This window comes from Streptomyces sp. NPDC033180, assembly GCF_055577645.1.
In genome coordinates this window covers 245833-272691 of record NZ_JBVIPU010000010.1, presented here as the reverse complement: position 1 = coordinate 272691, position 26859 = coordinate 245833, and the positions used below count along the sequence as shown (strand labels likewise).

The 26859-nt window shown below is 69.9% G+C and carries 23 protein-coding genes, 1 tRNA gene and 2 pseudogenes; 16 read left to right on the top strand and 10 right to left on the bottom strand.

Annotated elements, in window-relative coordinates; genetic code table 11:
• The first annotated feature begins 3 nt into the window (after positions 1-3).
• Together ACZ5WE_RS26165 and ACZ5WE_RS26160 are read left to right on the top strand one after the other, a co-directional pair.
• Positions 4-1212 (top strand): glycine C-acetyltransferase, encoded by a 1209-nt coding sequence (locus tag ACZ5WE_RS26165; RefSeq protein WP_467692394.1) that lies wholly within the window; start codon positions 4-6, stop codon positions 1210-1212.
• Between the two features lie 77 nt (positions 1213-1289).
• Positions 1290-2189, top strand: a complete 900-nt coding sequence (locus tag ACZ5WE_RS26160) for a LysR family transcriptional regulator (RefSeq protein ID WP_467692396.1) — start codon at positions 1290-1292, stop codon at positions 2187-2189.
• Positions 2190-2260: 71 nt separating this feature from the next.
• Here ACZ5WE_RS26160 and ACZ5WE_RS26155 read toward each other — a convergent pair whose 3' ends face one another.
• Both ACZ5WE_RS26155 and ACZ5WE_RS26150 read right to left on the bottom strand, forming a co-directional pair.
• On the bottom strand, positions 2261-2662 hold the full coding sequence (locus tag ACZ5WE_RS26155; protein ID WP_467692397.1) for a hypothetical protein: 402 nt from the start codon (positions 2660-2662) through the stop codon (positions 2261-2263).
• Between the two features lie 11 nt (positions 2663-2673).
• On the bottom strand, positions 2674-3444 hold the full coding sequence (locus ACZ5WE_RS26150; protein WP_467692398.1) for a sulfite exporter TauE/SafE family protein: 771 nt from the start codon (positions 3442-3444) through the stop codon (positions 2674-2676).
• A gap of 84 nt (positions 3445-3528) precedes the next feature.
• Here ACZ5WE_RS26150 and ACZ5WE_RS26145 point away from each other — a divergent pair, with 84 nt between their 5' ends.
• Positions 3529-4449 (top strand): LysR family transcriptional regulator, encoded by a 921-nt coding sequence (locus tag ACZ5WE_RS26145; protein WP_467692400.1) that lies wholly within the window; start codon positions 3529-3531, stop codon positions 4447-4449.
• A 155-nt stretch (positions 4450-4604) separates the two neighbouring features.
• Here the strand turns inward: ACZ5WE_RS26145 and ACZ5WE_RS26140 are convergent, their stop codons facing one another.
• Positions 4605-5600, bottom strand: a complete 996-nt coding sequence (locus tag ACZ5WE_RS26140; protein WP_467692401.1) for a LacI family DNA-binding transcriptional regulator — start codon at positions 5598-5600, stop codon at positions 4605-4607.
• A gap of 320 nt (positions 5601-5920) precedes the next feature.
• On the opposite strand from ACZ5WE_RS26140, the gene ACZ5WE_RS26135 reads away from it, so the two are divergent.
• The 5 genes and pseudogenes from ACZ5WE_RS26135 (at position 5921) to ACZ5WE_RS26115 (ending at position 9998) form a co-directional block, all read left to right on the top strand.
• The gene (locus tag ACZ5WE_RS26135) at positions 5921-6784 is read left to right on the top strand and encodes an ABC transporter permease (RefSeq protein ID WP_467692403.1); all 864 of its coding nucleotides are present in this window, start codon (positions 5921-5923) and stop codon (positions 6782-6784) included.
• Between the two features lie 84 nt (positions 6785-6868).
• A complete protein-coding gene (locus ACZ5WE_RS26130; protein WP_467692807.1) occupies positions 6869-7897 on the top strand; it encodes an ABC transporter substrate-binding protein in 1029 nt (342 codons plus the stop codon).
• An 80-nt stretch (positions 7898-7977) separates the two neighbouring features.
• Positions 7978-8799: an ABC transporter ATP-binding protein gene (locus ACZ5WE_RS26125; protein WP_467692405.1), complete on the top strand. Its 822-nt coding sequence runs from the start codon at positions 7978-7980 to the stop codon at positions 8797-8799.
• Between the two features lie 61 nt (positions 8800-8860).
• Complete coding sequence (locus ACZ5WE_RS26120) at positions 8861-9424, top strand: helix-turn-helix domain-containing protein (RefSeq protein ID WP_467692406.1); 564 nt, start codon at positions 8861-8863, stop codon at positions 9422-9424.
• A gap of 32 nt (positions 9425-9456) precedes the next feature.
• Positions 9457-9998, top strand: a pseudogene (locus tag ACZ5WE_RS26115) (GNAT family N-acetyltransferase).
• A gap of 51 nt (positions 9999-10049) precedes the next feature.
• Here the strand turns inward: ACZ5WE_RS26115 and ACZ5WE_RS26110 are convergent.
• Together ACZ5WE_RS26110 and ACZ5WE_RS26105 are read right to left on the bottom strand one after the other, a co-directional pair.
• Complete coding sequence (locus tag ACZ5WE_RS26110) at positions 10050-10919, bottom strand: sugar phosphate isomerase/epimerase family protein (protein WP_467692408.1); 870 nt, start codon at positions 10917-10919, stop codon at positions 10050-10052.
• A gap of 37 nt (positions 10920-10956) precedes the next feature.
• Entirely contained in the window at positions 10957-14487 is a 3531-nt protein-coding gene (locus tag ACZ5WE_RS26105) for a ThuA domain-containing protein (protein ID WP_467692410.1), read from the bottom strand.
• Positions 14488-14872: 385 nt separating this feature from the next.
• Here ACZ5WE_RS26105 and ACZ5WE_RS26100 point away from each other — a divergent pair, with 385 nt between their 5' ends.
• From ACZ5WE_RS26100 to ACZ5WE_RS26090, 3 genes are all read left to right on the top strand, one after another.
• Positions 14873-15907 (top strand): alpha/beta fold hydrolase, encoded by a 1035-nt coding sequence (locus ACZ5WE_RS26100; protein WP_467692412.1) that lies wholly within the window; start codon positions 14873-14875, stop codon positions 15905-15907.
• Between the two features lie 83 nt (positions 15908-15990).
• A complete protein-coding gene (locus ACZ5WE_RS26095; protein WP_467692414.1) occupies positions 15991-16371 on the top strand; it encodes an MmcQ/YjbR family DNA-binding protein in 381 nt (126 codons plus the stop codon).
• A gap of 254 nt (positions 16372-16625) precedes the next feature.
• Entirely contained in the window at positions 16626-17996 is a 1371-nt protein-coding gene (locus ACZ5WE_RS26090) for an MFS transporter (protein ID WP_467692415.1), read from the top strand.
• On the opposite strand, the gene ACZ5WE_RS26085 is transcribed toward ACZ5WE_RS26090, so the two are convergent.
• Together ACZ5WE_RS26085 and ACZ5WE_RS26080 are read right to left on the bottom strand one after the other, a co-directional pair.
• Positions 17959-18876, bottom strand: coding sequence for a transketolase family protein (locus ACZ5WE_RS26085; protein ID WP_467692416.1), 918 nt, complete (start codon positions 18874-18876; stop codon positions 17959-17961). The genes ACZ5WE_RS26090 and ACZ5WE_RS26085 overlap by 38 nt on opposite strands.
• A gap of 91 nt (positions 18877-18967) precedes the next feature.
• Positions 18968-19675 (bottom strand): transketolase, encoded by a 708-nt coding sequence (locus ACZ5WE_RS26080; protein WP_467692418.1) that lies wholly within the window; start codon positions 19673-19675, stop codon positions 18968-18970.
• Between the two features lie 130 nt (positions 19676-19805).
• Between ACZ5WE_RS26080 and ACZ5WE_RS26075 the strand changes: the two genes are divergently transcribed.
• A tRNA-Pro gene (locus ACZ5WE_RS26075) sits at positions 19806-19879 on the top strand.
• Positions 19880-19959: 80 nt separating this feature from the next.
• Here ACZ5WE_RS26075 and ACZ5WE_RS26070 read toward each other — a convergent pair.
• Positions 19960-20517 carry a hypothetical protein gene (locus tag ACZ5WE_RS26070; protein ID WP_467692420.1) on the bottom strand — a complete coding sequence of 186 codons (558 nt, stop codon included), beginning with the start codon at positions 20515-20517 and terminating at the stop codon, positions 19960-19962.
• A gap of 138 nt (positions 20518-20655) precedes the next feature.
• Here ACZ5WE_RS26070 and ACZ5WE_RS26065 point away from each other — a divergent pair, with 138 nt between their 5' ends.
• Entirely contained in the window at positions 20656-21015 is a 360-nt protein-coding gene (locus ACZ5WE_RS26065; RefSeq protein ID WP_467692422.1) for a hypothetical protein, read from the top strand.
• Between the two features lie 146 nt (positions 21016-21161).
• Here ACZ5WE_RS26065 and ACZ5WE_RS26060 read toward each other — a convergent pair whose 3' ends face one another.
• Together ACZ5WE_RS26060 and ACZ5WE_RS26055 are read right to left on the bottom strand one after the other, a co-directional pair.
• Positions 21162-22814 (bottom strand): glycine/sarcosine N-methyltransferase, encoded by a 1653-nt coding sequence (locus tag ACZ5WE_RS26060; protein WP_467692423.1) that lies wholly within the window; start codon positions 22812-22814, stop codon positions 21162-21164.
• A gap of 243 nt (positions 22815-23057) precedes the next feature.
• Positions 23058-24203 (bottom strand): annotated as a pseudogene (locus tag ACZ5WE_RS26055) (pectate lyase family protein); the annotation flags it as partial.
• A 195-nt stretch (positions 24204-24398) separates the two neighbouring features.
• On the opposite strand from ACZ5WE_RS26055, the gene ACZ5WE_RS26050 reads away from it, so the two are divergent.
• From ACZ5WE_RS26050 to ACZ5WE_RS26040, 3 genes are read left to right on the top strand one after another with little or no spacing between them, the layout of a single operon-like run.
• Positions 24399-25202, top strand: a complete 804-nt coding sequence (locus ACZ5WE_RS26050) for an alpha/beta fold hydrolase (protein ID WP_467692425.1) — start codon at positions 24399-24401, stop codon at positions 25200-25202.
• Entirely contained in the window at positions 25202-26533 is a 1332-nt protein-coding gene (locus tag ACZ5WE_RS26045) for a PP2C family protein-serine/threonine phosphatase (RefSeq protein WP_467692427.1), read from the top strand. Before ACZ5WE_RS26050 ends, ACZ5WE_RS26045 begins: the two co-directional genes overlap by 1 nt.
• Positions 26530-26859 (top strand): STAS domain-containing protein, encoded by a 330-nt coding sequence (locus ACZ5WE_RS26040; RefSeq protein ID WP_467692429.1) that lies wholly within the window; start codon positions 26530-26532, stop codon positions 26857-26859. Before ACZ5WE_RS26045 ends, ACZ5WE_RS26040 begins: the two co-directional genes overlap by 4 nt.

Genomic DNA, 26859 nt, shown 5'->3' with positions numbered 1-26859 from the left:
AGCATGTTCGACTCCGTACGCGACGACCTGCGCACCACCCTCGACGAGATCCGCGCCGCAGGCCTGCACAAGCCCGAGCGCGTCATCGGCACCCCGCAGTCCGCCACGGTCGCCGTCACCGCGGGGGGCCGCCCCGGCGAGGTGCTGAACTTCTGTGCGAACAACTACCTCGGCCTCGCCGACCACCCCGAGGTGATCGCCGCCGCGCACGAGGCCCTGGACCGCTGGGGCTACGGCATGGCGTCCGTACGCTTCATCTGCGGCACGCAGGAGGTGCACAAGGAGCTCGAAGGACGCCTGTCCGCGTTCCTCGGCCAGGAGGACACGATCCTCTACTCGTCCTGCTTCGACGCCAACGGCGGAGTCTTCGAGACGCTCCTCGGCGCCGAGGACGCGGTCATCTCCGACGCCCTCAACCACGCGTCGATCATCGACGGCATCCGGCTGAGCAAGGCCCGCCGCTTCCGGTACGCAAACCGCGACATGGCGGACCTGGAGCAGCAGCTGAAGGAGGCCTCCGAGGGCGGCGCCCGCCGGAAGCTGATCGTCACCGACGGCGTCTTCTCCATGGACGGGTACGTCGCCCCGCTGCGGGAGATCTGTGACCTCGCCGAGCGTTACGACGCGATGGTGATGGTCGACGACTCGCACGCCGTCGGCTTCGTCGGCCCCGGCGGGCGCGGCACCCCCGAGCTGCACGGCGTCATGGACCGCGTCGACATCATCACGGGCACCCTGGGCAAGGCTCTCGGCGGCGCGTCCGGCGGCTACGTCGCCGCCCGCGCGGAGATCGTCGCGCTGCTCCGCCAGCGCTCGCGCCCGTACCTCTTCTCGAACACGCTCGCCCCGGTGATCGCGGCGGCCTCGCTGAAGGTCATCGACCTCCTGGAGTCGGCGGGCGACCTGCGGGAGCGGCTCGCCGCGAACACGGCGCTGTTCCGCTCGCGGATGACCGAGGAGGGCTTCGACATCCTGCCGGGCGACCACGCGATCGCCCCGGTGATGATCGGTGACGCCTCGGTCGCGGGCCGCATGGCCGAGCTGCTCCTGGAGCGCGGCGTGTACGTGATCGGCTTCTCGTACCCGGTGGTGCCGCAGGGCGCGGCCCGTATCCGCGTCCAGCTGTCGGCCGCGCACTCCACAGAGGACGTGAACCGTGCGGTGGACGCGTTCGTGGCGGCGCGGGCGGAGCTGGACGCCGCGGGTGCCTGAGCGTGCCTGAGTGCGCCTGAGCGGCCGGGCGAAGCCGCTGGTGTCGGTGGGCCCCGCGGTTTGGGACAATCGACCTCATGATCGAAGCGCGGCGGCTGCACATCCTCCGTGCGGTGGCCGACCACCGCACGGTCACGGCCGCTGCCGCCGCGCTCTACCTCACGCCGTCCGCGGTCTCCCAGCAGCTGACAGCGCTGGAGCAGGAGACGGGCCACCGACTGGTCGAGCGGGGTGCCCGCGGGGTCCGGCTGACTCCCGCGGGCGAGATCCTGCTCTCCCACACGAACGCGGTCCTCGCCCAGCTGGAACGGGCCGAGGCGGAGCTCGCCGCGTACAGCTCGGGCGCGGCCGGGACGGTGACCGTGGCGTCCTTCGCCACCGGGATCGCCCTGGTGGTCGGCCCCGCCCTCGCTCGCCTTTCGACCGCCGCGCCCGGGATCCGGGTGCGGGTCCAGGACGCGGAGGGCGACGCCAGCCTGCCGATGGTCCTCGACCGGCAGGTGGACGTCGCTGTGGCGGTGGAGTACCGGGGCGCCCCGGGCGCGGACGATCCGCGGCTGACGCGGGTCCCGCTGTACGCGGAGCCGTTCGACGCCGTGCTCCCGGAGGCGCACCGCCTCGCGGAGGCGGAGCGTGTGCCGCTCGCGGAGTTGGCCAAGGACGCCTGGATCGGGCCCTTCGTCGGCAACCCCTGCCATGACGTGGTGATCCTCGCCTGCGAGGCGGCGGGCTTCCAGCCCCTGCTCGAACACTGGTCGGACGATTTCCGTGCGGTGGTCGCCCTGGCGTCGGCCGGCGCGGGCGTGGCGCTCGTGCCCCGGTCGGCGCTGCGGGGGATGGACGTCTCTGGGGTGGTGATCCGCCCGGTGGAGGGCGTCGCTCCCACCCGCCGGGTCTTCGCGGCGGTGCGGTGCGGGGCGGAGGAGCATCCGCTGATCCGCCCGGTGCTCGACGCGCTGGGAGAAGCGGCCGGTTGACACCACCGGGCGGCGGCTGCGTCCAGGCGGTGGCCACATCCACAGGCCGTCAAGGAACGGGTAGGCCTCGGTCAGCTCGACCGGGCCCTGGATGAGCTTGTCCTCGGAGACGACGACGAACTCGTCGCCCTTGGTGAGGAAGTAGCGCGCCGCAGTTCCTCCCGGAAACGGGACTCGGCCGCGGCGAAGCGTGTCCGCGCTGTCCGTGCGTCCACTCCCAGGGCGTCGCCGATCACCTGCCAGCTCGCGCCGCCGAGACGTTCGCACACGGCGGTGGCCTCGACGAACCGGTGCGCGGCCCTGAGCACATGGGCGGCGTCGGCAAGCACCGAGCCGGGGGAGCGGCCGGCGCCGTCGGGACGCAGCTCGTGCTCGCCGACCGGTACGGCGGCACGCGCGAGCCCGGCCAGCTCGCACGCCTCGTAGGCCATCGCGAGACGCGCCCGGGCCGCGTCCGTGTGGTCCTCGGTCATGTCGATCGGCCTCAACCGCGCACATCGCGCACGAAGTAGAGGACGGTCATCGTCACGGCGGTGGACAAAATGATGCTCCGCAGCAGCCGCTCGGAGAGGCGGCGTGCGAAGTGGGCGCCGGTGAAGCCGCCCGCCAGCGCGCCGACCAGCATGGTGGCGAGGACGAGGGGAGCGCTCAGCGCATCCGATGCGACGAGGAGCAGTGCGGTCGCGCTGAGATTGATGGCGGCGATCTGAGTGACCCGCATCGGATTGCTGACCGCGGTGTCGAGGCCGAGACCGATGCCCCACAGGGCGAACATCATGATGCCTACGGCACCGCCGAAGTATCCCCCGTACAGAGCGAGGAAGAACTGGCCGATCAGTACGGCCCGGGTGCTGATGCTGATCTCGCGGCCGAGCGCGCCGCTCACCGCGCGGGAGAGTCGGCGGCCGAAGGCGAGCACCACCGTGGCGAACGCGAGCAGCCACGGCACCGCGGCGTCGAACGACGCCGCGGGGAGCGTGAGGAGCAGGGCGGCGCCGAGTCCGCCCCCGACCACACTGATCGCCGTCAGAGCCTTGGTGGACGCCGCCCCGACCGGGGCGAGTTCGCGTCGGTAGACCCATCCGCCGGCCACGGCTCCCGGCACGAGGGCGATGGTCGACGACGCGTTCGCCGTCACGGGGGACATCCCGACCGCGACCAGCGCGGGCAGCGCAACGAACGTGCCTCCGCCGCCGACGGAGTTCAACGCTCCGGCGGCGATGCCGGCCAGCAGGACGAGCAGTATCTCGGACACCCGCCGAGCATCGCCCCGTGGTCGGTGGGCCCACAATGCGTTATCGGTGTACCCAGCCTAAGGCTGTGCCATAGGCTCACAAGGGTGCGCTATGACCTGGACGACCTGCGGCTCTTCCTCGACATCGTGACGGAGGGGTCGATCACGGCAGGCGCCCGCCGGATGCATCTGAGCCTGCCTTCGGCCAGCGCCAGGGTGCGCTCCCTCGAACAGCAGGCCGGTGTGGCGCTGTTGATCCGCGGGCGGCGGGGCGTGCGCCCCACCCCGGCGGGGACCACGCTGGCCCGGCACGCGCGCGAGGTCATCGCCCAGACGGTGCGGCTCGAGAGCGCCGTCGCGGGTTACAGCCGCTCCCCGGCGGCTCCGCTGACGCTGCTGGTCGGCGGTTCCGCGATGCACCGGCTGGTGCCGCGCGCCCTGATCTCGTTCCTGCGGGCGCACCCTGACGTCGACGTCACGGTGTCCGAGAGCCGTACGCCGAAGACCGTGCGGAGGCTCGCGGACGGCGAGGCCGACTTGGGCGTGGTCGTCGACGAGGAGGCACGCGACTGCGGCCTGGCTCTGGAACCGCTGGGCGACGACTCCCTCGTAGTGATCGGTCAGGCAGGCGGCGTCCTCGCGGGCCGGACCGGGATGACCTACCGCGAGGCCGCGGAACACCCGCTGGTCGGCCTCTCCGCCGACTCCTCGCTGGGGCGCTGGATCGAGAAGCACCTCGGTCCGCACGCCCCGGTCGCACGCCACCGGACCAGCGTCGCCCACCTCAACGCGGTCGTCGCCCTCGCGGCGGCCGGCGTCGGCCTCGCGGTCGTGCCCCGCCATGCCATCGACCCGAGCCGGCCCCTGGAGGTCTGCGAACTGCAGGATCCGTGGGCCCGGCGGCAGCATCTGCTGGCGTGGGGCGCCAGGAACCCACCACCGTCCCCGGCGACGGCGGCGCTTGCCGAACACTTGCGGCGTGCGGCACTGCCGGACGACAAGGAGGCGTGGACCGGTCGTCTGTGACGTGAGGGCGGACCCAGTCGATCGTGGTCGGCGGGGAACCCGGATGCGTATCCGGGCGGACCCAGTCGATCGTGGTCGGCGGGGAACCCGGATGCGTACCCGGCATGCGCCCGGTCGTCGGCCCGGTTGCCGCCGCCGGCCTCACCCAGGGGACCTTACCCAGGCGAAACGGCGCTGGCCCGCAGCACAACCTCCCCCCGCACCCTCTCGACCCGCGACCTGGCCGCCCGCTCGCGCAACGCCAGAGCCATGACGTCCCGGCCCATGCGCGTCAGGGGCAGCGCCACGGTGGTCAAGGGCGGCGTGAGTTCCCTGACCAGGGGGATGTCGTCGAAGCCCGCGAGCGACACGTCGTCCGGCACCCGCAGCCCGCGCTCCCGCAGGGCGCCCAACGCCCCCACGGCCATCACGTCCGTCACCGCGAAGACGCACGTGGGTCGCTGCCCCCGCCGCAGCAGTTCGAGCGCCGCCGCATGGCCTCCGTCACGAGTGAAGGCGCCCTCCACGATCCGCTCCGGGGGAAGGGCGACCCCCGCGTCGGCCAGCGCCGCGCGGAACCCGGCCAGGCGGTCGGCGACCGTGGTGAGCCGTTCGGGGCCGGTGAGGACGGCGAACTCCCGGTGGCCCAGCGTCAGCAGCGCCCGCGCCAGCGCACCCGCCCCCGCGCGGTTCTCGGGCTGCACCGTGTCCACGCGGAGGCTGCGGTGCCTGCTGACCACGGCGACGCGGCCACCGTCACGTATGTAGGGAGCGAGCTCCGACTCCAACGCCCTTTCCCACGCGGGGTCCTGGAAGCCCGAGCCGATCAGCAGGATCGCGCGGGCTCGCTGCGCCCGCAGCATCGAGACGTACGCGATCTCCCGTGCCGGGGCCCGGAAGGTGCTGGCCAGCATGACAAGGAGGTCCTGCTCGGCAGCGGCCGCCATGACCCCGCTGGCGATGGCCGCGAAGTAGGGGTCACCGACGTCGTGACAGATGACCCCGACGGTGTTGTTCGACGAGCTGGCAAGGGCCTGCGCATGGGCGTTGGGGATGTAACCGAGCTGCTCCGCCGCTTCGAGCACCCTGCGCCGCAGTTCCTCGCGCACCCGCGTCGTGCCGTTCAGGGCCCGCGACGCGGTGGCAGGGGAGACCCCGGCGGTACGGGCCACGGCGTGCAGCGTGACGTGCGACCCATGCTCGCGTCCATGCCCGGGGGACGCGGCTCGCTGCTCCCGGGCCCGCCCTGCTCCAGGCGACTGCTCGGGTCCACGCCCCCGCCCCGCCCCCGGTCCCTGCTCCCGCTCCAGCGCCCGCACCGCGCCCCCTTCGCCTCGCGTCGCGAAACTTCGAGCCGACCTATTGACCCTGCGGTCAGCCAGTCATTAGCGTGGCGGACACCTTATCAGAAAGCGCTTTCTGAAAGCGGTTTCCGCACCATCGAAGCTCCGCAACTGCCTCCGAAGTTCGCTGACTGCCAGGGGAGTTCACCGTGAGCCAGAGCGCACTGCAGGCAACTCCCGTCAAAGCCGCGGGGGTTGTCGATCGCAGCCGCCCTACTCTGCGACAACGTACCGCTGAGGCGGCCGAGAAGAGCTGGCGTCCGCTCGTCCTGCTGCTTGTCTGCTTCGGCGCCTGGTGGCTCGTCGCCGCCACCGAGATGGTCGAGGCGTACCTCGTGCCCTCGCCCGGCGCGACCCTCGACGTGATCCTCGACAAGCCCGACTACCTCTGGCAGCACAGCTGGGTCACCACCTACGAGACCCTGATCGGCTTCGTCATCGCCGTGGGCGTCGGCATTCTCTCCGCGGTCCTCATGGTCTACTCGACGACCGTCGAGAAGACGCTCTATCCGATCCTCCTCTTCGCCCAGGTCGTGCCGAAGATCGCCATCGCACCGCTCTTCGTCGTCTGGCTCGGTTTCGGCATCGCCCCGAAGATCCTCATCGCCGTGCTCATCGCCTTCTTCCCTGTCGTCATCTCGATGGTGACGGGCCTGAAAGCCGTCGACCCGGAGATGCTCCAGCTCTCCGCCACCATGGGCGCACGGCCCTGGCAGACCTTCCTGAAGATCCGCTTCCCGGCGTCGCTGCCGCACCTGTTCTCCGGTCTCAAGGTGGCCGTCACGCTCGCCGTCACCGGCGCCGTCGTGGGCGAGTTCGTCGGCGCGAACGAAGGCCTCGGCTATGTGATCCTCCAGGCCAACGGAAACCTCGACACCCCGATGCTCTTCGCGGGGCTGCTCGTCATGTCGTTGATCGGCGTCGTCCTCTTCGTGCTCGTCGAGATCGCCGAGAAGCTGCTCCTGCCGTGGCACGCGAGCCGCAGGGACGCTGCCGCCACCACGACGTACTGACCACCGACCTCCGCCCCGCCCCCGGTCACGCCCCAGCCATGTCCGTCGTAAGCCATGTCCGTCGTACGCGAGAAGGGCCGTTCCATGCACGCGCGCAGACTGCTCACCGGCCTCGCCCCCCTGGCCCTCGTCGCGGTGACCGCGACGGCCTGCGGCGGCGATGACGACAAGACGAGCACCAGCGACTCCGGCAAGAAGCTCGACAAGGTGACGCTGACGCTCAACTGGTACCCGTACGGCGAACACGCGCCGTTCTACTACGGCAAGCAGCAGAAGATCTTCGAGAAGCACGGCATCGACGTCGACATCAGGGCGGGCCAGGGATCGCAGAAGACCGTGCAGGCCACCGGAGCCGGCCAGACCGACTTCGGCTGGGCGGACACCCCGGCGGTGCTCGCGGGCGTCGACCAGGGTGTCAAGGTGAAGAGCCTGGGCGTCTTCCTGCAGACGACGCCCGCCTCCGTGCAGTTCTTCGAGGCTCAGGGCGTCAAGTCTCCCGCCGACCTCAAGGGAAAGACGATCGCGGGCACAGCGGGCGACGCGCTCACCAAGACCTTCCCGATCTTCCTCGCGAAGAACGACATGGAACTCTCCGACGTCAAGGTCCAGAACACCGACCCGGCGGGCAAGATCGCCGCGGTGATCTCCGGCAAGACGGACGCGCTGCTCGGGTACGCGAGCGACCAGGGCCCCACCATGCAGAACAAGGCCAAGAAGGACGTCTCGTATCTGCGCTTCTCCGAGAACGGCCTCAACTTCTACTCCAACGGCCTCATCGCCGGGCCCAGGACCCTGCAGGGCAGGGGCGATCTGGCCAAGCGCATGACCGCCGCCGTGAGCGAGTCCTGGGCCGCCGCCGAGAAGAGCCCGGAGCCCGCGGTCGCCTCCATGGAGGGCGCCTCCGAGCAACTGCCGCCCAAGGACGTGCTGTCCGAGCAGTTCAAGACGACGCTGACCCTGCTGCACACCGACGCCACGAAGGGGAAGGCGCCGGGCGCCAACACCGAGGCCGACTGGCAGCAGACCATCGACGTCTTCGCGGAGGCGGGCATGGTCAAGAAGGCCAAGCCCGTTGCCGAGTACTGGGACGCGGCCAAGGGGCTCAAGGGCTGACGACTCGGGGATCAAAGGACTGACAAGGGGACCAAGGGCTGAGGGGCGGCAGGGGAATGGCGAAGGATGCGACTCTCAAAATGAGTGACGAGCCACGCGTGACGGCGGGGGTTCCGACGGGGGAGGCGAGGCCATCGGCCGTGCGCCTCGATGACGTCGCCGTCCGCTTCCGTACGAAGAAGAAGGACGTCACCGCGTTGCGGGACGTCTCACTGAACGTCGGCGCGGGCGAGTTCGTGGCGATCGTCGGGCCGTCGGGCTGCGGCAAGTCCACCCTCCTCAAGCTGATCGCCGGCCTGCTCGCGCCCTCGTCGGGCGACGTGCTCCTGGGAGGCGAGCGGGTGCGCGGGCCGCGCCGCGACATCGGCTACGTCTTCCAGCGGGCCGCGCTCCTCGACTGGCGCACCGCGCGGCGCAACATCCTGCTCCAGGCGGAGATGCGGGGCATCCCCGGCGCCGAGGCACGCGCGCGTGCCGACGAACTGATCCGCATGACCGGACTCGGCGGCTTCGAGGACGCCTATCCGCACGAGCTGTCCGGCGGCATGCAACAACGCGTCGCGCTCTGCCGGGCGCTGCTGCACGAGCCCCCGGTGCTGCTCATGGACGAACCCTTCGGTGCGCTCGACGCGCTCACACGCGAGCAGATGAACGTCGAGCTCAACCGGATCTGGCGCGAGACCGGAACCACGGTGCTCCTGGTCACGCACTCGATCCCGGAGGCCGTCTACCTGGCGGATCGCGTCGTCGTGATGAGCCCGCGCCCGGGCACGGTGGAGGAGATCATCGACGTCGGCCTCCCTGCCGAGCGTTCGTACGCGTCGACGCTGGCGACAGCCGAGTTCCGCGAGGGTACCGGGCGGATCCGCGAGCTGCTGGGGGCGGTGTCCGCGCACGAGTGAGGCGCGAGCCACGGGCAGTGGCGATTGCCCTGTGTTTCATATTCGGGATAGCGTGCCGAATATGGAACACGATGGCGTCGATGACCGGCTCGCCGCCCGCCTGGCCGAGCTGCGCGCGGAACGCGACTGGTCCCTGGGTGAGTTGGCGGACCGCAGCGGCGTGAGCCGCTCCACCCTGTCACGGGCCGAACGCGCGGAGATCAGCCCCACCGCGTCCCTCCTGAACCGTCTCTGCGCCGTCTACGAGCGCACCATGTCGCAGCTCCTGAGCGAGGTGGAGGCCGAGCCCGCGCAGCTGGTGCGCGCGGCCGAGCAGAGCGTGTGGACCGACGGCGCGTCCGGCTTCGTCCGGCGGTCGGTGTCGCCGCCACACGCCGGACTGCGCGGTGAACTCGTCGAGGGCCGCCTGGAACCGGGCGCGGACGTGGCGTACGAGCGGCCTCCCGTGCCCGGCATCGAACAGCACATCTGGGTGCTGGACGGAACACTGGAGATCACGGTCCAGGGCGAGACGCACGCCCTGGACGCGGGGGACTGCATTCGCTTCCGGCTGTGGGGGCCGACGCGGTTCCGGTGCCCGGGGAAGCAGGCCGTGCGGTACGCCCTGGTGGTGGTCGCGCGATGAGCTTCGGGCGGGTGACGGAGACCGCGACCGCGATGAGCGCCGGGCGGGCGACGGAGACGCTGACGTGCCTCTCCTGCGATCAACTCCTCGATTCAGCGGACGACTTGGCCGATCTGCTGACCGATGTCGTGGACGGCGGCTCGTCCCTGGGCTTCCTCGCGCCCCTGGACAGGGCGTCCGCCGTCAACTGGTGGCGGGGCCTGGCCCCGGCGGTGGCCGAGGGGCGGCTCGCCGTCTGGGCAGCGCGTGACGGCGAGCGGGTCACCGGGACCATCAGCGTCGGCTTCGTGGACAAGCCCAACGGCAGGCATCGCGCCGAGATCCTCAAGCTGATGGTCCACAGCGGCGCGCGCGGCCGGGGCCTTGCCCGCAGCCTTCTGGCCGCGGCCGAACAGCGGCAGTCGACGCGGGCGCGACCCTCCTGATCCTGGACACGGAGACCGGCAGCCCCGCCGAGTCCCTCTACCGGACCGGCGGTTGGACGGCTGCCGGAGTCATTCCGGACTACGCGACCGATCCGGCCGGAGTGCTCCACCCGACCACCCTCTTCTTCAAGAAGGTGGGCCCTTCTTAGGAAGGTGGTCGGTTCGGGCGCACCCCGGCCGGACCCGGCGCTGGAGACACTTCAGTAACGCAGCGCCGCCAGATACGCGTAACTGTTCCGCGCCGTGGCGAAAGGATCGGTGGGGCTGTCGTGCTCCACCAGCCACTGCTTGACGCCGCCCACGCGCGCGTGGGCGAACATCGCGGCGAAGTCCAGCGTCCCCGAGCCGACGTCGGCGAAGCCGCCGTCCGGCGCCATGTCCTTCACATGGAGCGCGGGGAAGCGCCGCCGGTGCCGCACGAAGTACGTCGCCGGATCCGCGCCTCCCTTCGCCGCCCAGTACACGTCCAGTTCGAAGCCGACCAGATGCGGGTCGGTCTCGGTGACGAGGATGTCGTACAGGCTCGTGCCGTCCACCACCACATGGTCCGTGCCGTGGTTGTGGAAGAGCACCGGGCCCAGACCCGCGTCGCGCGACGCCTGCCCGATGCGGTTGAACTGCCGGGCCGCTTCCCGGAATCCGTCCGGCGTGTGCAGCGCGCCGGGCAGACTCGGCACCACCGGCCACTTCGCCCCGAGGGTGTGCAGATCCTCCAGGGCCTGGGGGAGGCCGCTGCCCTTGAGCGTGTCGTACGCGACGTGTTCGAGGACCGCCTTCAGATCCACCGCGTCGAGCATCCGCCGGATGTCTGCCGCGCTGTTCCCGTGCCGGCCGCTCACGCCCACCGTCGCGTACCCGATGTCGGCGAGCTGCTCCAGCGTGCCGGCGAAGTCCCGTGCCAGGACATCGCGCATCGTGTAGAGATGCATGCCGATGCCCCCGCGCGGGATGCGCCGGCACGGTGACGCGTCGCCCGCGCGCGCGGGCAGTGCGCTACCGACGGCTGCCGCCAGCCCCAACGACGTACCGAGAAAGGCACGTCTGGTCCCGTTCGGACCGGTTCTCCTCATGGGCCTCATGGGCCTCATGGATGTCATGGCCGACCCCTCACTTCGCCGTGATCCGGACCGCGCCGGTCGTCGTGTCGCCCTTGTCGTCGGTGACGGTCAGATGCGCCGTGTACGAGCCCTTCCGCGCGTACGTGTGCTCGGCGCTGCCGGTCTCGGTCCCCGAAGGCTTGGCGTTGTCGCCGAAGTCCCAGTGGTACGAGGCCGCCGTGCGGCCCGCGGGGAGCTTCACCGTGCTCGTGAGCTTGACGGCGAGAGGCGCCGTGCCGTCGGCCGGGGCCGCCTTGACCGTCACCTTCGCACCGGCGCTCTTCTCGACTCCGGGGCCGTTGAAGTGCAGCCAGTCGACCGTCAGGAGATCGGCCTTCTCCGGCGACCACTCGGGGTTGGTGAAGACGGCGTACAGCTTCGTCGTGCCGTCGTGGTCGGCCAGTTCCGTGGTCGGCGAGATGAAGTTGCCCCAGCCGCCCGTGTTCGGCACGCTCACCTTGCCGAGCAGCTTGCCCGTGGGAGATCCGGCGCGGAACTCGATGTCGCCGCCGAGCCCGGCCGAAGCCGCACCCACCGTCACGGAGTCGACGCCCTTGAGGTTCACCGGGTCGAACGACACCCAGTCGCCGTCCTCGATCTCGATGAGGCGCTTGCCGCCGGACGCGTCCGCGCGGTCACCGGTGACCGCACCCTCGTGTGCGCCGCCGGTCCCGGTGCGGTGCTCGGCCTCGCGGAAGGAGGTTCGCAGCGTCAGCGAGGAGGAACCCGTCAGGGCGGGCACACCGGACGCGCCCTTGTCCTCGTACTGGGCCGTGATCCCGTAGTAGAGATTCTGACCTGGACCATGGCTGTCACCGGCGTCCGTCACGATCTCGCCCGCACAGCCCGTGTAGTTGTCCAGCGGATGCAGATGGGTGTCGTGCCCGAGCTGGGACTGGACGACGACCCGCTTGCAGTCGATCTTCCCGTCCTCCTTGTCGGTCACCTTGATCTTGAACGGAATCGTGTCGCCGAAGCTGAACGTCCCGCCGTTGGGCGGCTGTTGGATCGTGACCACGGGACGGGTGTTGCCGACGGTGACCTCCTGCACGGCCAGTCCGCTCAGCTCGTCCTCGCCCGTGACCTTCAGCCGCGCGCTGAACTGGCCCTTCTTGGTGTACGTGTGCGTCGGGTCGGCCTCGGTCGAGTCGGTCGTGCCGTTGCCGTCGAAGTCCCACGCGTACGTGACGGGCTTGCCGCCGGGCAGCCCCGAACCCTCGCTGGAGAACGTGACCTTCAGTGGGGTGCTGCCGTTGTCCGGTGTGGCCGTGACGCGGGCGTCCGGCAGTCGTCCGTCCGCCACGTAGTCGATGCGGTAGATGCCCGCGCCCTCGTTGCTGCCGCCGCGGCCGGTGCCGCTGCCGAGCCCGAAGTCGATGACGTACATCGCCCCGTCAGGGCCGAAGTCGGCGTCGAAGGGCTGGTTCCATTTCATGTCCGGGAAAATGGAGTTGATCGAGTTCAGATCGCCCGCCTTGGCGGGCTCGAAGCGCGGATCGGTGAACGTCTGGTCCTTCTCCTGCATCGAGAAGACCTTGAACCACTGCCGCGTCAGCTCGTAGTTGAACCACTTCCCCTCGAAGTACTCGGGGAACTTCGTCTTGTACGTGTTGTCGGCGTCGTAGTCATAGACGGGGCCGCTCATCGGGCCGCCGCCGCCCGTGCCGAGTTCGGGGAACTGCTCGGAGGCGGAGTAGGCGTACCAGACGTCCGCGGCCTCGGCGGGCGGCAGATCACGCAGACCCGTGTTGTTCGGCGAATCGTTCACGATCTTCGCGCAGTCGAACTTCGCGCCCGACTTCTTCGTCGCGAAGTCGTAGTCGTTGAACGGGGTGTTGTTGCCGATGCAGTACGGCCAGCCGTAATTGCCCGCCTTGGTGATGCGGTTGTACTCGACCGTCCCCTCGGGGCCGCGATCCGCGACGGCACCCTTCGCGTCGGGCCCGTAGTCCGCCATCAGCAGGGCGCCGCTGAGCGGGTCCGTGGTGATGCGGAAGGGGTTGCGCATGCCCATCGCGTAGATCTCGGAGCGGGTCTTGTCCGTGCCCGGCGCGAAGAGATTCCCCTCGGGCACGGAATACGTTCCGTCGTCCTTCGGAGTGATGCGCAGGACCTTGCCCCGCAGGTCGTTCGTATTGCCGGAGGTGCCCTGCGCGTCCCAGGCGCGGCGGCCCTCGCGCTCGTCGATCGGGGCGAATCCGTCCGACGCGAACGGGTCGGTGTTGTCACCCGTCGCGATGTACAGGTCGCCCTCCTTGTCGAAGGCGATCGAGCCCGCCATGTGCGAGTTCGCCCGGCCTTCGCCACGGAAGGTGGGAATGGTCAGAATCCGTTTCTCCGTGGCCGGATCGACCTTTCCGCCCGCTTCGGTGAAGCGGGAGAGATTGATGCGTTTCTCGTTCTTGTCGGAGTTCAGGAGATAGACCCAGTGGTTGTCCTGGAACTTCGGGTCGAGCGCGAGGCCGAGCAGACCGTCCGACTGGCTCGTCATCTCGGGCGTGTAGTCGAAGTCGAGCGCCGTGGAGACCTTCAGCGTCTCCTGGTCGATGATCTTCAGCTTCCCGGTGCGCTGCACGAAGAACACCCGGCGGTCGGGGGCGACGGCCAGCTCGAAGGGGTCGGCCAGATCGTTGGTGGCGAGCGGCGTCCGCTGGAAGGCACCGGTCTTGGTGGCGGTGCAGTCGCCGGGTTTGTTGCCGGCGGCCCACTCGATGCCGCCGAGCAGGTGCTTCAGGAAGCCCTCTTCCTGGAAGGCCGACTTGGCGTGCCCGCCCGCCGTGTACCAGGAGCGGCCGCCGTCGTAGTTCTGGCACCAGGACCACGGCTGGTCGACGCCCTCGTCGAGCCCGGTGACGCCGTCGCGCACCTTCACCTGCGCGAGCGTGTGCACCTTCCCCGTCGGATTGGCCCGCCAGTTGTACCACTCCTCCGTGCGCTCCCAGAGCTCCGGAAGCCCCTTGGTGGAGGGGTGCGCGTGGTCGAGGACCTTGATCCGCCCGGTCTGCACCTCGGGGTGCTTGTCGAAGATGGCGCCGACCAGACCCTCGTACCAGGTCCAGTCCCGCTCGCTGGCCGACGCGGCGTGCAGGCCGACCCAGCCGCCGCCCGCGCGGACGTACTTCTGGAAGGCCGCACGCTGGTCGGCGTCGAGCAGGTCGCCCTTCTCCGGGGTGGAGTTGGTGTTGTTGAAGACGATGGCCTGGAAGCGGGCGAGATTGGCGTCGGTGAAGGCCGCCGCGTCGTCGGTGGCCTCCACTTCGAAGCCGTTCTCGCTGCCGAGCTTCTTGATGGCCTCGACGCCCGCGGGGATCGAGTCGTGGGGGAAGTTCGTGACCTTGGAGAAGACCAGGACACGGAAGGGCGCCGCCGCGGCCTTCGGCTCCGGCTGTGCTTCTGCTGCCGCGCGGGGCGGCGCGGTGAGGCCGAGGCCGATGACGAGGGCCAGCAGGGCGATGAGCGCGAGCCAGGGGCTCGGCGTGGTGGGGGAGGGTCTCGATGGGGTGGGGCCGCGTCTGGGCGCGGTGGGACTCGTGGAACTCATGGCGCTCCCTGGGCTGGGCGGGTGGACGGCTGCCGGTAGCCGGGTGTGCGGTGAGTGCGAGTTGCGCGGGGTGCTTGGTGCGCGGGGTGCGGGGTGCGCGGGGTGCTTGGCCGGGCCGCGGGGTGCGGAGGCTAGAAAGCGCTTTCTCCTGCGCGTTGTTCAGCGTAGGTTCCGCTCTGATGGGGGGTCAATGGGTCGGAAGGGCCTGACGTGAGAAGGGAGTCACAGCGGCACTGGTATGAGGGCGCGTGTGCTGGGGAGGGTTTCAGGAGCAGGGAACCCAGCTCTGCGGAGCATGGAACCCAGCTCGGCAGAGCAGGGAACCCAGCTCTGCAGAAGCCGGCCGAGAACCCGTTCCAGATGTCGTACAGGGGAGCCTTCCGCAATGCCTGACCACGCCTCGACGCCCGCCCCCGCCGCGTACACCGCCGGACTCGTGAACGCGGCGGACGGCGTCCCCGTCGCCACGTACACCTGGCTGCCCGACGGCGGCAGGCCGCGCGCCTTCGTGCAGATCGCGCACGGCGCCGGTGAACACGCCCTGCGCTACGACCGGTTCGCGCGCCACCTGATGGCGCACGGCTATGGGGTGATCGCGTCCGACCACCGGGGGCATGGCGCGACGGCGCAGGCGACGGGCGGGTACGGGGTGACGGGTTCGTCCTCCGACGGGCCGTCCGACGCGGAGGCCTCCGACGCGGGAGCTGCGGGAGCTGCGGGGGCATCCGACACGGGTGCTTTCGACAGCTGGCGTGCCATCGTCGACGACCTCAAGGCGATCGGCGACCAGGTACGCACGCTGCATCCCGGGACCCCGCTCTTCCTGCTCGGCCACAGCATGGGCTCGCACCTGGCCAGGGACTACGCGCAGGAGTACCCGGACGGCCTCGCGGGCCTGATCCTCTCCGGCACCTTCCGCTCCTTGCCCGGGGTCGGGATCGACGAGTCGATCGCCCGCCTGGAGCGCGAGATCGCCGAGGACGGCCGCGCGTCACTCTCGTCGTATCTCCCCGAGCTCTTCGCGGCCTTCAACGACGCGTACCCGCACCGCACCGGATTCGAGTGGCTCTCCCGCGACGAGGCCGAGGTCGACGCGTACGTCGCCGACGAGCGCTGCGGGTTCCCTTTCTCCGCCGGGCTCTGCCTGGACTGGGTGCGTGCCGTGCGCAGGATGAACGACCCGCGGAACCTGGCCCGGGTCCCGGCCGACCTGCCCGTCCATATCGCAGTCGGCACCGAGGACCCCTGCAACCAGGGCATGACGCTGGTCCATGAACTCGTGGAGGACTACCGGTACGTGGGCCTGGACGACCTCACCTGGAGGGGGTACGAGGGGGCGCGGCACGAGATTCTCAACGAGACCAACAGGGACGAGGTGCAGGAGGACCTGAGGTCCTGGCTGGACAAGCGGGTGCTGTGAGGTGGGTCGGTTGGTCGGTAGGTCGGTAGGTCGGTGGTTGGGTCGAGGCGCCGCTGTCAGTGGCGTTGGCTACCGTTCACGGCATGTCTCGATCTCATGCCAAGGCCCAGGTGACGGGCGACGATGTACGCCGTATCGCACTGGCCCTGCCGGATACGACGGAGAAGATCGCCTGGAGCATGCCCACCTTCCGGGTGGCAGGCAAGATGTTCGCCACGCTCCCCGAGGACGAGACGTCCATCGCCGTGCGGTGCCCGAAGGAGGAGCGCGACGAGTTGGTCCTCGCGGAGCCGGACAAGTTCTGGATCGCCGACCACGAGGCGATGTTCGCCTGGGTGCGCGCACGGCTCTCGGCGCTCGACAAGGGCGAACTGACCGACATCCTCGCCGACTCCTGGCGCCAGGCCGCCCCCACCCGACTCCTGGACGCGTACCCGGAGTTGGGGCTTCCGCCGACGAGCTGAAACTGGACGGCCGCTGTCAGTGCCCCGTGGCATGATCCAGGCAGGGGTGGAGGGCGAGGGGCTCGTGGGACGACGGGCCCTCGCTGTCGGCCGGGGAGGGCAAGTCGCCAGGGGAGGGGACAGTGGTGCGGTCAGGGGGCGGGGCTTCGGGGGACGGGGTCGACGAGGGCAGGGTCGCCGACAGCGGGTATGCCGCCAGCGGGTTTGCCGACAGCGGGGGTCAGGCTGCGGGGGCGGGCGCTGACCGTCAGGCCATGAGGGCGACCGCTGACCGCGCCAGCATCTGGTCGCGGGACTTCGGGTTCTTCTTCGGTGCACGGACCATCGCCAAGCTCGGCGACACGATGCTGCCCGTGGCGCTGGCCGCGGGGCTGCTCCAGCACGGGCACGGCGCGGGCGCCGTCGGTCTCGCGATGGCCGCCACGACGGTCTGTTTCGCGGGCCTCGTGATCTTCGGCGGGGTCTTCGCCGACCGGTTCAGCACCCGCCTGCTGATGATCGGCGCGGACGTGGTGCGGCTCGGCACGCAGTCGGTCGCGGCGGTCCTCTTCTTCACCGGCCACGTCGTCCTCTGGCAGATCTGCGTGATCGGCGCGGTCAACGGCGCTGCGGGCGCCCTCTTCCAGCCGGGCGTCGCCAGCACGGTCCCGCGACTGGCCGCCGACGTCCAGAAGGCCAACGGCGCGATACGCGTCGCCGAGTCGGCCGCGGCCCTGGCCGGCCCGGCCGTCGCCGGCGTCCTCGTCGCCTTCGCGTCGGCCGGTTCCGTCTTCGCCGCGCACGCGGGTACGTACGGGCTGAGCGCCCTGTGTCTGGTCCTGCTCCGACTGCCGCCCGCGCTCCCGGGCTCGCTGCCGCACAGCAGCGGCTTCCGGGCCGATCTGGTGCAGGGCTGGCGGGAGTTCAGGTCCCGCACCTGGCTCTGGGGCGTCATCGCCATCTTCTGCGTCTTGATGATCACGACCACCGGCCCGCTGACGCCTCTCGTCGCCACACTCGTCGTCCAGGAGCACGGTTCGGGGGCGTACGGCCTGGTGAACTCCGCCCTGGGCGCCGGCACCGTGCTCGGCGGCCTGGTCGCCCTGCGACTGCGCCCCCGCCGCATGCTCCGCGCCGGCTCCGTGGCCCTGATCGGCTACTGCGCCTTCCCGGCGGCCGTCGGCGCCCAGCTCGGCGTCCCGCTGATGGCCGCGGGTGCCGCGGTGGCGGGCGCGGGGCTCTCCTTCTGGGGGGTCATGTGGGCGACGAGCGTCCAGACCCAGGTACCACCCGACGTTCTCAACCGCATCCACGCCTACGACGTCGCGGGATCGATCGCCCTGCTGCCGGTCGGCCAGGCACTCGCGGGCCCCGCCGCGAGTGCCTTCGGCGCTGAGCAGGTGCTGATCACGGGCGCCGTGACAACGGTCGCCGTCTGCCTGGCCCTGCTGTCGGTGCCCGCGATAAGCGGCTTGGTGCGAGTGGACGGGAGGGTGCCCGTCCAGGGCGGGGGAGGCCCGCAGGCCGCGTCAGGGCGTCGAGACGGGGCCGGTCGAGACGGAACAGGTCAGGACGGAACCGGTCGAGACGGGGCCGGTCGGGACGGGGCTATACGAGAGCTGCCCGCGCCCCCAGGAAGCCGGTGATCCGTTCCCGCAGCGAGCGGACGTCGAGCCCGTGCGCCGCCATGTGCTCGTCGACCTGCCCATAGCGGCGCAGCTCGGCACGGCCGACGCCGAGCCCGAGCACCCGGTGCGGTACGTCGGCGAGCGCGTCGTTCGCGGCGGCGATGGAGGTCCCGGCCAGGTAGGGCTCGACGACCACGACATCGGCATCTGTTCCCGCCCCCGTCGCGCGGCGCAGCGCCTGTGCGTCGAAGGGCCGCACGGTGGTCGCGTACAGGACGGTGAGATCGAGGCCCTCAGTCGCGGCAAGGACGTTGTCCAGCATCGGCCCGACGGCGACTACCACCCCACCACGACCCTCGCGCACGGTGCGGAAGCGAGCCCCGTCCACCGGCAGCGCGAGAGCGTTCGACTGCACAGAGAGGCGGACGTACACCTTGTCGTCGCCCGCGGCGACCGCGTGCCGCAGCAGTGTCTCGGCCTCGTCCGGATGCCCGGGCACATGCACGGTCCAGCCGTCGAGCGTGTCGAGCAACGCCACATCGCCCGGCGACATGTGCGTGAAGCCCCCGGCGGGCCAGTCGAAGGAGGCGGCGGCGCTCACCAGAACGCCCCCCACGCCCTGATGCCCGAAGTCCAGCTTCACCTGCTCGAAAGGCCGCTCCACGAGAAAGCTCGCGAAGGTGTGCATGACGGGCCGCAGTCCGGTCAGGGCGAGCCCGGCGCCGGTCCCGACGAGCAGCTGCTCCCGGATCCCGACATCGATCACCCGGTCCGGGTGCTTGCGCTGAGCCTCCGCGAACCCGTCCGCACCGATCGCGGCGAGGACGACGGCGACGCGCGGATCCTCGTCGAGCAGGCGCGAGAGGGTGGGGGCGAAGCGATCACGCATGGTGTCCATGACAAAAACTCCAATGGGGGAAACGGAAGACCAGGGGAACGGGTCGACGGGCGTGGGGCGGACAAGCGGTCGCGGGGCGAGGGTGAGGGTCTTACGGACCTTTCGGCTCGACCCGGGCGATGACGACGCGTGGCTGCCCTGGATGCGGTGCGGTGAAGGCCGCGTACAAGGCGTCGTGGTCACGCCCGTCGACGGTCTCGGCGGACCACCCGGCAGCCTCGAAGCGCGCGGCGATGCCGCCGGGCCGCGCGTACCGGGCGGAGGTGTTGTCGATCACGACGGTGTTCAGCCGCTCGAGCCCGGCGGGCCCGGCGAAGGCGATGGCCTCGTGATTACTGCCCTCGTCCAGCTCGGCGTCCCCGACGAGCACCCACACCCGGGCGTCCACGATCCCCCTGGCTCCAAGCCCCAGTGCCGTCCCCACCGCGATCGGCAGCCCATGACCGAGCGATCCGCTGCCGATCTCGACCCCCGGCACGAGCACCCGGTCCGGATGGTGCCCCAGCGGCGAGTCGTACGCGCCGAACCCCTCCAGCCAGTCGACCGGGATGAAGCCCTTGGCGGCGAGGACGGCGTAGTACGCCATGGGTCCGTGCCCCTTGGAGAGCAGGAACCGATCGCGCCCAGGGTCGTCCACCAGCTCGGGTGTGACCCTGAGCACCCGGTCGTAGAGGACCCACAGCGCGTCGAGGGTGGACGTCGCGGCGGGCCCGTGCTTCTCGTCTCCCGTCATCCGCCCCATGAGGCGGGACAGATCCGCGTATCGGTATCCGTGTGCGCGTTCCGTTGTTGTCGTCATGCCACAGAGCGTGCAACCTCAAGTTCGCTTGAGGTCAAGAGCGCGGTAAAGGTGTGAGCGATCACGGCTCGGAGTGCGGTATTGTTTCGGTGCGCGTTCGGCCAGGGGAAACCCCAGGTCACACGGGCACCGGGACGTGGCGCAGCTTGGTAGCGCACTTGACTGGGGGTCAAGGGGTCGCAGGTTCAAATCCTGTCGTCCCGACGGAAACGTCGCAGGTAGGGGTCACCTTCGGGTGGCCCCTTCTTCGTGTTCGGTGGCGAATTCGGGAGCCCTCGGGCCGGTCAGTCCTCGCACCCGTCGACGTCGTCGTCGCATCCGTCCACGTCCTCGGGGGCGATTGTGGTGACGCGCCATGCGATGAGTCCGGCGCCGTCGGGCTCGGCTTCGACGTGCGCCGTGAACGGCTTGCCCGCCGGGAGGTTGAAGTGGTCCGCCTCGCGGTCCCCGCATCCCACCCCGTAGGCCTGCTCGTCCGCGCCTCGGGACAGGGTCAGAGTGAGTTCATCGGCCCCGTCCGTGTCACAGGTGAGCTCGAATCGGTACGGTTCGTCGCCGCCGGCGCGGAAGGACTTCTTCAGGCCCGACCCCAGATGGGCGGTGCCGGAATCGACGAGCTCCGCCTCCGTACCGTCGTCAGCGGCGGCCTTGAGGGCCTGCTCGGCACGCCGCAACGCGTCGTCCGGCTCCCACGGCCGGCCGGCGCCTCCGGACGACGCCGACGGCTGCGTCGGGGCCGCCGCTCCCTCCTCGATGTCGCTCCCGCCTCGCGCATCCGCGCAGCCGGCCATCAGGACGGCCAGGGCCGCGACGGACAGAGGGAGGGTGTGACCTATGCGCATGAAACGACCCTATCCGGGAGGAACGAGCTGGTACTCGCGGCCCAGCGGTCCGGTCACTTGGTGCCGCCGGGCAGCGGAGGGTCCGCAGCGCGCCACCGTGGGAGTCGAGTGGGCGGCTGGTGATTAGAATCTTCTGTCATGTCGAAGCCTGACGAACTGCTTGTTGACATCGCAGCCCTGGTGGAGTCCGGGCAGAGCAATCAGATGTCTCTGACCGTGGTCGCCTGTGGTGCTGTCATCACGGGCCGGCTGGCCCCCGAATCGGTCTGGAGGCAGCGGGTGTCGGAGGTTCTGGCGGACTCGGCCCGCCTGGGCGATTTCTCCGCTGTCTTCACCGCTGCGACGCGTGCCGAGGGACCGCCAAGGCACCTGCACTTCCATGTGGCCCGGATTCTGCAGGGCGCGGTGGGGATCCCGGAGACCGGCGGGATGTACCGCGTGGCGATCGAGGATGTCAGCGCCTGGACCATCGGCGACTTCAGCTACTCCGACCACTGATCCACTGATCCACTGATTCAGTGATCCGCTGATCGACGGTTCACCACTGACGCGTTGAGGGGCCCGGGCGCCACATGGCACCCGGGCCCCGAAGGAACTGCCGCAAACCCGGCTGGGATGCCGGGGGTACGGGACCGCGTGTTGCCTCAGCCCCCGGCGCCGAGCCTGAAGTGGAAGATCCCCCAGGTCAGGTGAGCGTCGCGGCCGCCGGCGATCCAGTGGCCGAGACCCTTCTTCATCTGGGTGAGGTAGTCGTGGCTGATCCTTCTGGCCAGCCCATCAGCCTCCTGGCGCTCGGTCTCCTCGAGGACCCGCGTGTAGTGGTTCACCAACTGCTCGCGGTACTCCTCGAAGCCGCCGTCGTCGACGGCGGTGAAGCCGAGCCGGTCCAGCTCGCGCGCGTAGAAGCCGGGCGAGCCCATGTCGTCCAGGTGGATCCGGTCGAGAATCGGCTGCAGCACGTCGGTGCGGCCGCCGTCCACCGCCATCGGGTCGGTGAAGATGAGATGGCCGCCGGGCCGCAGCACCCGAGCGATCTCCTCAAGGACCTGGACCCGGTTCCCGCTGTGCAGGAAGGCGTCCTGGGACCAGATGACATCAACCTGGTCGTCCGGGTACGGGATGTCCTCGAAGGAGCCGTCCACGACCTCGATCCTGTCGGTGAGCGAGCGGGCGGAGTTGAGCTCCTTGTGGCGCTGGTTCTCCACCTCGCTGAGGTTGAGGGCCAGGACCCGGCAACCGTACGTCTGCGCCAGATATCGCGCTGAGCCGCCGAAACCGGAACCGAGGTCGAGCACCACGGAATCCCGGGTCAGCTCCAGCTTCGACGCCATCCGCTCGACGGTCCGTCGGCTCGCGGCCGCGATGGGTTCCACCGGGCTTTCGTACAGGCCGATGTGGATGTCCTCGCCGCCCCACACCGTGGCGTAGAAGGTGTCGGCGTCGGGTGAGTTGTAGTAGCTGCGGGCGGTGCCGACCGCGCCCTTGTACTGGCCTTCGTCCTCCGTCCGGTACTCCTTCTCCGCCACATGCACGAAGAAGTCGGGCTGTTCACCCCGGTAGGTGTGCTGGAAGTCGCCGTAGGTCTCGATGTGCTGGAAACCCACCTCGGACATGAGCCGCCGCGTGTAGTCCTTGCGCAGCGGGAACATGTTGAGGTGGTAGATGGAGTCGTCCGGGAAGCTGTACCGCATTCGGCACAGGCCCTCGTCGACATACTCCGGCTCCACGATGACGTCCTCACCGCAGTAGTAGTACCGGTGCTTGCTGGTGTAACCGTCGTCCAGGACCGCATCGTAATTGCGCTGGTCCAGGACGAGAATTCCGTCGTGCTTGAGCATCGCGTAGAACTCGGCCAGCGCCTTGCGCCGGTCGCGCTCCGAGAAGAGGTGCGTGAAGGAGTTGCCGAGGCAGACGATGGCGTCGTACTCGCCGTGAACGTCTCTGTTGAGCCATCGCCAGTCCGCCTGAACGACCCGCAGGATGTGCCCTCCCTGCTTCGTGCCGTTCTCGAACGCCCTCGCCAGCATCTCCGCGCTGCCGTCCGCGCTCACGGTCTCGAATCCGGCGGCCAGCAGCCGTACGGAATGAAATCCCGTGCCCGTCGCGACGTCGAGCACGCTCCTCACCCCCCACTTGCGCAGCAGGTCGATGAAGAAGTTGCCTTCGCTCTCCTCCCTCTTCTCCCAATCTATGAGGGAGTCCCATTTCTCGACGAAACTGGGGACGTACTCCTCCGTGTAGTGCCCGGTTTCGCGTACTTCGACAGGGTTGTCGCCGAACTCTTGGGCCGGTTGCACGATGATGGGACCCTTCAGCTTTGAGGAATCCTGCCCCGGCGCGGCAGCCCAGGCCGGCGCATGCCGCAGGCCTGGGAGCCGCGTGGTGTGAGCGGATTGCTATCCAAGACTGGGGGGTCTGATACCTCCAACATTCGTATACGGCACCGGAGTTGGGCCCGATAGCGGCCTTGGCCAGCGCGGTTCCCGCCTCAAGATTGTTTGCGGCAGGTAGGGGCGGGACAGGGACAGCCGCCTCGCCTAGCAGGTGCCGTCCGACACCTTGAGGCCGGTGTTCGCTCCCGCCGTTCCGGCCACGATGGCCGGTACGCAGGCGGCACTGTCGAGGTCGTACGCGTAGGGAATGCTCACCGTGGTGTTGGACGTCGGGTTCGGGCCCGCGGGCTTGTAGTCGCTTTCGGCGGGTGACCACGTCACGTTGTCGAAGGTGTTGCCACTGACCTGCCAGTAGCCGGCCGCGTCGGTGTAGAAGGTGCCAAGGACGTCCTTGGAGTCCTTGAAGTAGTTGTTGTCCACCTTTGCCCTGGCTCCGGCGCGGGAGTTGATGCCGGACTCGTTCAGACCCACGTAGGAGTTGTTGTAGATGTGGGCCGTGCCGCCGCGGAGCAGGGGGGTACGGGAGTCGATGTTCTCGTACTTGTTGTGGTCGTAAGTGATGTAGCCGTTCGAGACGTCGCTCTCGCTGGACCCGACGAGGCCGCCGCGCCCCGAATTGCGCAGGATGCTGTACGACAAGGTCACGTAGCGCGTGTTGTCCTTCATGTCGAAGAGGCCGTCGTAGCCCTCCGACTCCCCGCCCGACGCCTCCAGGGTCGTGTGGTCGACCCAGACGTTGCGGACGTCGCTCTCCATGCCGATGGCGTCGCCGCCGTTGGATGTGGGGGAACCGGACTTCTTGACGTTCCTCACGGTCACGTTCTGGAGGATGATGTTGCTGGAGTCCCTTATGTGGATGCCCAGTTGGTCGACGACGGCGCCGCTGCCGACGCCGATGAGCGTGACGTTGCTGATCTGCTTGAGCTCGATCACACCGGCGGCGGTGTTGCAGCTGTCGCCGGACACCTTGGTGGTGTTGCCGTGGTTGATCGTCCCCTCCACCTCGATGGTGATCGGGGTGTCGGCGGCGGCGCGGCCGCACAGCGCGGCGTGGATGGCGGTGCCCGTCGTGGCCCGCACGGTCCGCCCGCCCGCGCCGCCGGTGGTCCCGCCGTTCTGCGTCGCGTAGCCGGTGGCGCTGCCGGCCGCCGCCGAGGCCTCCGGTGGTGCCGACGCCGCCGCGGGCGGTTGTGCCGAAGCGGCCTCGGGCAGCGTCAGTGCCGCTGCGGTCGCGGCCGTGACGGCCATCGCGGCCAGCGTGGCGTGCAGTCTTCGTGAACGTGCTCGGCTCATGGTCGGCTCCCTGTTCGTCGTTGAATCCCGGGTGGCGCTGTCCCACACGCCGTAGTGGTCGCGGCCGTGCCCGAGGTTGCCGCCCCACCGCGGTGTTCTTCGCGCCATGGGGTGACCGCGGTGACGGACTCCGCGTCTGAGCTCTCGGCTGAGGCCCATGGGCCCATAGGGAGTGCAGGTGCGAGTATGGGCCGCATGGATATTCGAGCCAGGAACAATGTGACGGTCACGGGTCCGACCGAAGCGCCCGCGGTGGTCCTGGCACACGGCTTCGGCTGTGACCAGAACATGTGGCGGCTGGCGGTGCCGGCCCTGGCGGAGCGCTACCGCGTGGTCCTCTTCGACTACGTCGGCTCCGGCGGTTCGGATCTGTCGGCCTGGAGCCAGGAACGGTATGCGTCGCTCGATGGCTACGCCCAGGACGTGGTGGACGTCTGTGCCGAACTCGGCCTGGAGCAGGCGGCGTTCGTCGGGCATTCGGTCAGCGCCATGGTCGGGGTCCTCGCCGCGCGGATGGCACCGGAGCGGATCGGGTCGCTGGTGATGGTGGCGCCGTCGCCCTGCTACATCGACGGCGACGGCTATCGAGGCGGCTTCTCCGCGGAGGACATCGACGAACTGCTGGCCTCGCTCGACTCGAACTATCTGGGCTGGTCGTCCCAGATGGCGCCGGTGATCATGGGCAATCCGGAGCGGCCGGAACTGGGTCAGGAGCTGACCAACAGCTTCTGCGCCACCGACCCGGACATCGCCCGGGTCTTCGCCCGCACCACGTTCCTGTCCGACAGCCGCGAGGACCTGAAGAGCGTGACGGTGCCGACCCTGGTGCTCGAGTGCGCGCAGGACGTGATCGCGCCGCGCGAGGTCGGCGCGTATGTGCACGCCGCGATCCCGTCATCCCGTCTGATCACCCTGGACGCCACCGGGCACTGCCCGCAGCTGAGCGCGCCGGAGGCCACCAACGCGGCCATCCTCGAATTTCTCGGGGCCCGGATTTGATGAGCCTGGGAGGCGACGAGCCGGAGCCGGCGGAGATCGGGGACGCCGCGGGCACGGACGCCGCGTTCACCGCACTCCTTGAGGACAGTGCCGAGGACCTGTACGAGGCGGCTCCCTGCGGCTACCTGTCGACGCTGATGGACGGAACCATCGCCAAGGTCAACACCACGCTGCTCGACTGGCTCGGCATGAAGCGCGAAGCAGTGGTGGGGCAGGTCCGTTTCGCCGATCTCCTCACCGTCGGCGGGAAGCTCTACCACGAGACGCACTTCGCACCACTGCTGCGCATGCAGGGCGAGCTGCGTGGCGTCGCGCTCGAGATCAAGGGCGCCGACGGGAGCCGGCTGCCGGTGCTGGTCTCCTCCGTGATCAAGCACGGCAGTGAGGGCGACCCGCTGCTGATCCGCACGACCCTCTTCGACGCCTCCGACCGGCGGGCCTACGAGCAGGAACTCCTGCACCGCCGCCAGGAGGCCGAGCGGGCGCGGGCCGAGGCCGAACGGGCGCGTGCGGAGGCGGAGGAAGCCCGTCGGCAGGCCGAGGCCGACCGGCAACGCCTCGCGGACTCGCTAGCCGTGCTGCAGCAGTCCCTCGTGCCCTCCTCGCTGCCCGCCGTGCCGGGCCTCGAGGCCGCCGTCTACTACCACACGGCCTCTCCGGACCGCCTCGGCGGCGACTTCTACGACCTGTTCGCCCTGGGCGACGGCCGGTGGGCCTTCTTCCTCGGGGACGTGTGCGGCAAGGGTCCCCAGGCGGCTTCACTCACCTCACTGACGCGCTACACCCTGCGGGCCGCGGCACTGCACGATGCCGAGCCCGCCGCGGCCCTGGCCACCCTGAACGCCGTCCTCCAGGAGCGCTACGGCGCCAGTGGCGACCCCCGGTACTGCACGGTCATCTTCGGCGTCATCCAGCCCGGCGCCGAAGACGCAGACCTCACCGTGCGCCTTGCCTCCGGTGGTCACCCGCCGGCGCTGATCCTGCGGGCCGACGGCGCCGCCGACTACCTCCCCACTCCCGGGGGCCTGCTCGTCGGCGTCCTTCCCACTGCCCGGTTCACCACGGCGGAGACCACTCTCGCCGCCGGTGACACGCTGTTGCTGTACACCGACGGGCTCACCGAGGCCCGTACCGGCTCCACTCGCCAGAGCCTCTTCGGCGACGAGGCCCTTCAAGCCTTCGCCGCCGACCACGCCCCCGCCACACCCCACGAGATGATCGCCGCGCTGACCGGGCTCCTGGAAAGCTTCGGCGACGGCCTGGACGACGACACCGCACTGCTCGCACTGGGCGTCCCCGCCGCCCACCCGGCAACGGATCACGCACCATGAGACCTCTGGACATCACCTACCGCGGCACTGTCACCGGACCCGTTCTGCACGTGGCCGGCGAACTCGACTACGAGCGGGCCTCCGCTCTGCGCGAACAGGTCGACCGCCTCGCCCTGACCCGGGGCCAGAACCTGACGATCGACCTGTCCCGCCTGGAGTTCTGCGACTCCACCGGCATCAGCGTCCTGCTCGCCGCCCGCCACCGCGCGCAGGCAGCGGAGGCCGAGTTGATCCTGGCCGGCATCCCCGCCGACACGTTGCGCATCCTGCGGATCGTCGGCCTGGACCAGGTCTTCACCATCCACCCCGCGAGCGAGACCGTCTGA

Coding starts and splice junctions, on each gene's coding strand:
- ACZ5WE_RS26165 (WP_467692394.1), top strand. CDS start 4: ATGTTCGACTCCGTACGCGACGACCTGCGCACCACCCTCGACGAGATC.
- ACZ5WE_RS26160 (WP_467692396.1), top strand. CDS start 1,290: ATGATCGAAGCGCGGCGGCTGCACATCCTCCGTGCGGTGGCCGACCAC.
- ACZ5WE_RS26155 (WP_467692397.1), bottom strand. CDS start 2,662: ATGACCGAGGACCACACGGACGCGGCCCGGGCGCGTCTCGCGATGGCC.
- ACZ5WE_RS26130 (WP_467692807.1), top strand. CDS start 6,869: ATGCACGCGCGCAGACTGCTCACCGGCCTCGCCCCCCTGGCCCTCGTC.
- ACZ5WE_RS26125 (WP_467692405.1), top strand. CDS start 7,978: ATGAGTGACGAGCCACGCGTGACGGCGGGGGTTCCGACGGGGGAGGCG.
- ACZ5WE_RS26120 (WP_467692406.1), top strand. CDS start 8,861: ATGGAACACGATGGCGTCGATGACCGGCTCGCCGCCCGCCTGGCCGAG.
- ACZ5WE_RS26110 (WP_467692408.1), bottom strand. CDS start 10,919: ATGAGGAGAACCGGTCCGAACGGGACCAGACGTGCCTTTCTCGGTACG.
- ACZ5WE_RS26105 (WP_467692410.1), bottom strand. CDS start 14,487: ATGAGTTCCACGAGTCCCACCGCGCCCAGACGCGGCCCCACCCCATCG.
- ACZ5WE_RS26100 (WP_467692412.1), top strand. CDS start 14,873: ATGCCTGACCACGCCTCGACGCCCGCCCCCGCCGCGTACACCGCCGGA.
- ACZ5WE_RS26095 (WP_467692414.1), top strand. CDS start 15,991: ATGTCTCGATCTCATGCCAAGGCCCAGGTGACGGGCGACGATGTACGC.
- ACZ5WE_RS26090 (WP_467692415.1), top strand. CDS start 16,626: ATGAGGGCGACCGCTGACCGCGCCAGCATCTGGTCGCGGGACTTCGGG.
- ACZ5WE_RS26085 (WP_467692416.1), bottom strand. CDS start 18,876: ATGGACACCATGCGTGATCGCTTCGCCCCCACCCTCTCGCGCCTGCTC.
- ACZ5WE_RS26080 (WP_467692418.1), bottom strand. CDS start 19,675: ATGACGACAACAACGGAACGCGCACACGGATACCGATACGCGGATCTG.
- ACZ5WE_RS26070 (WP_467692420.1), bottom strand. CDS start 20,517: ATGCGCATAGGTCACACCCTCCCTCTGTCCGTCGCGGCCCTGGCCGTC.
- ACZ5WE_RS26065 (WP_467692422.1), top strand. CDS start 20,656: ATGTCGAAGCCTGACGAACTGCTTGTTGACATCGCAGCCCTGGTGGAG.
- ACZ5WE_RS26050 (WP_467692425.1), top strand. CDS start 24,399: ATGGATATTCGAGCCAGGAACAATGTGACGGTCACGGGTCCGACCGAA.
- ACZ5WE_RS26045 (WP_467692427.1), top strand. CDS start 25,202: ATGAGCCTGGGAGGCGACGAGCCGGAGCCGGCGGAGATCGGGGACGCC.
- ACZ5WE_RS26040 (WP_467692429.1), top strand. CDS start 26,530: ATGAGACCTCTGGACATCACCTACCGCGGCACTGTCACCGGACCCGTT.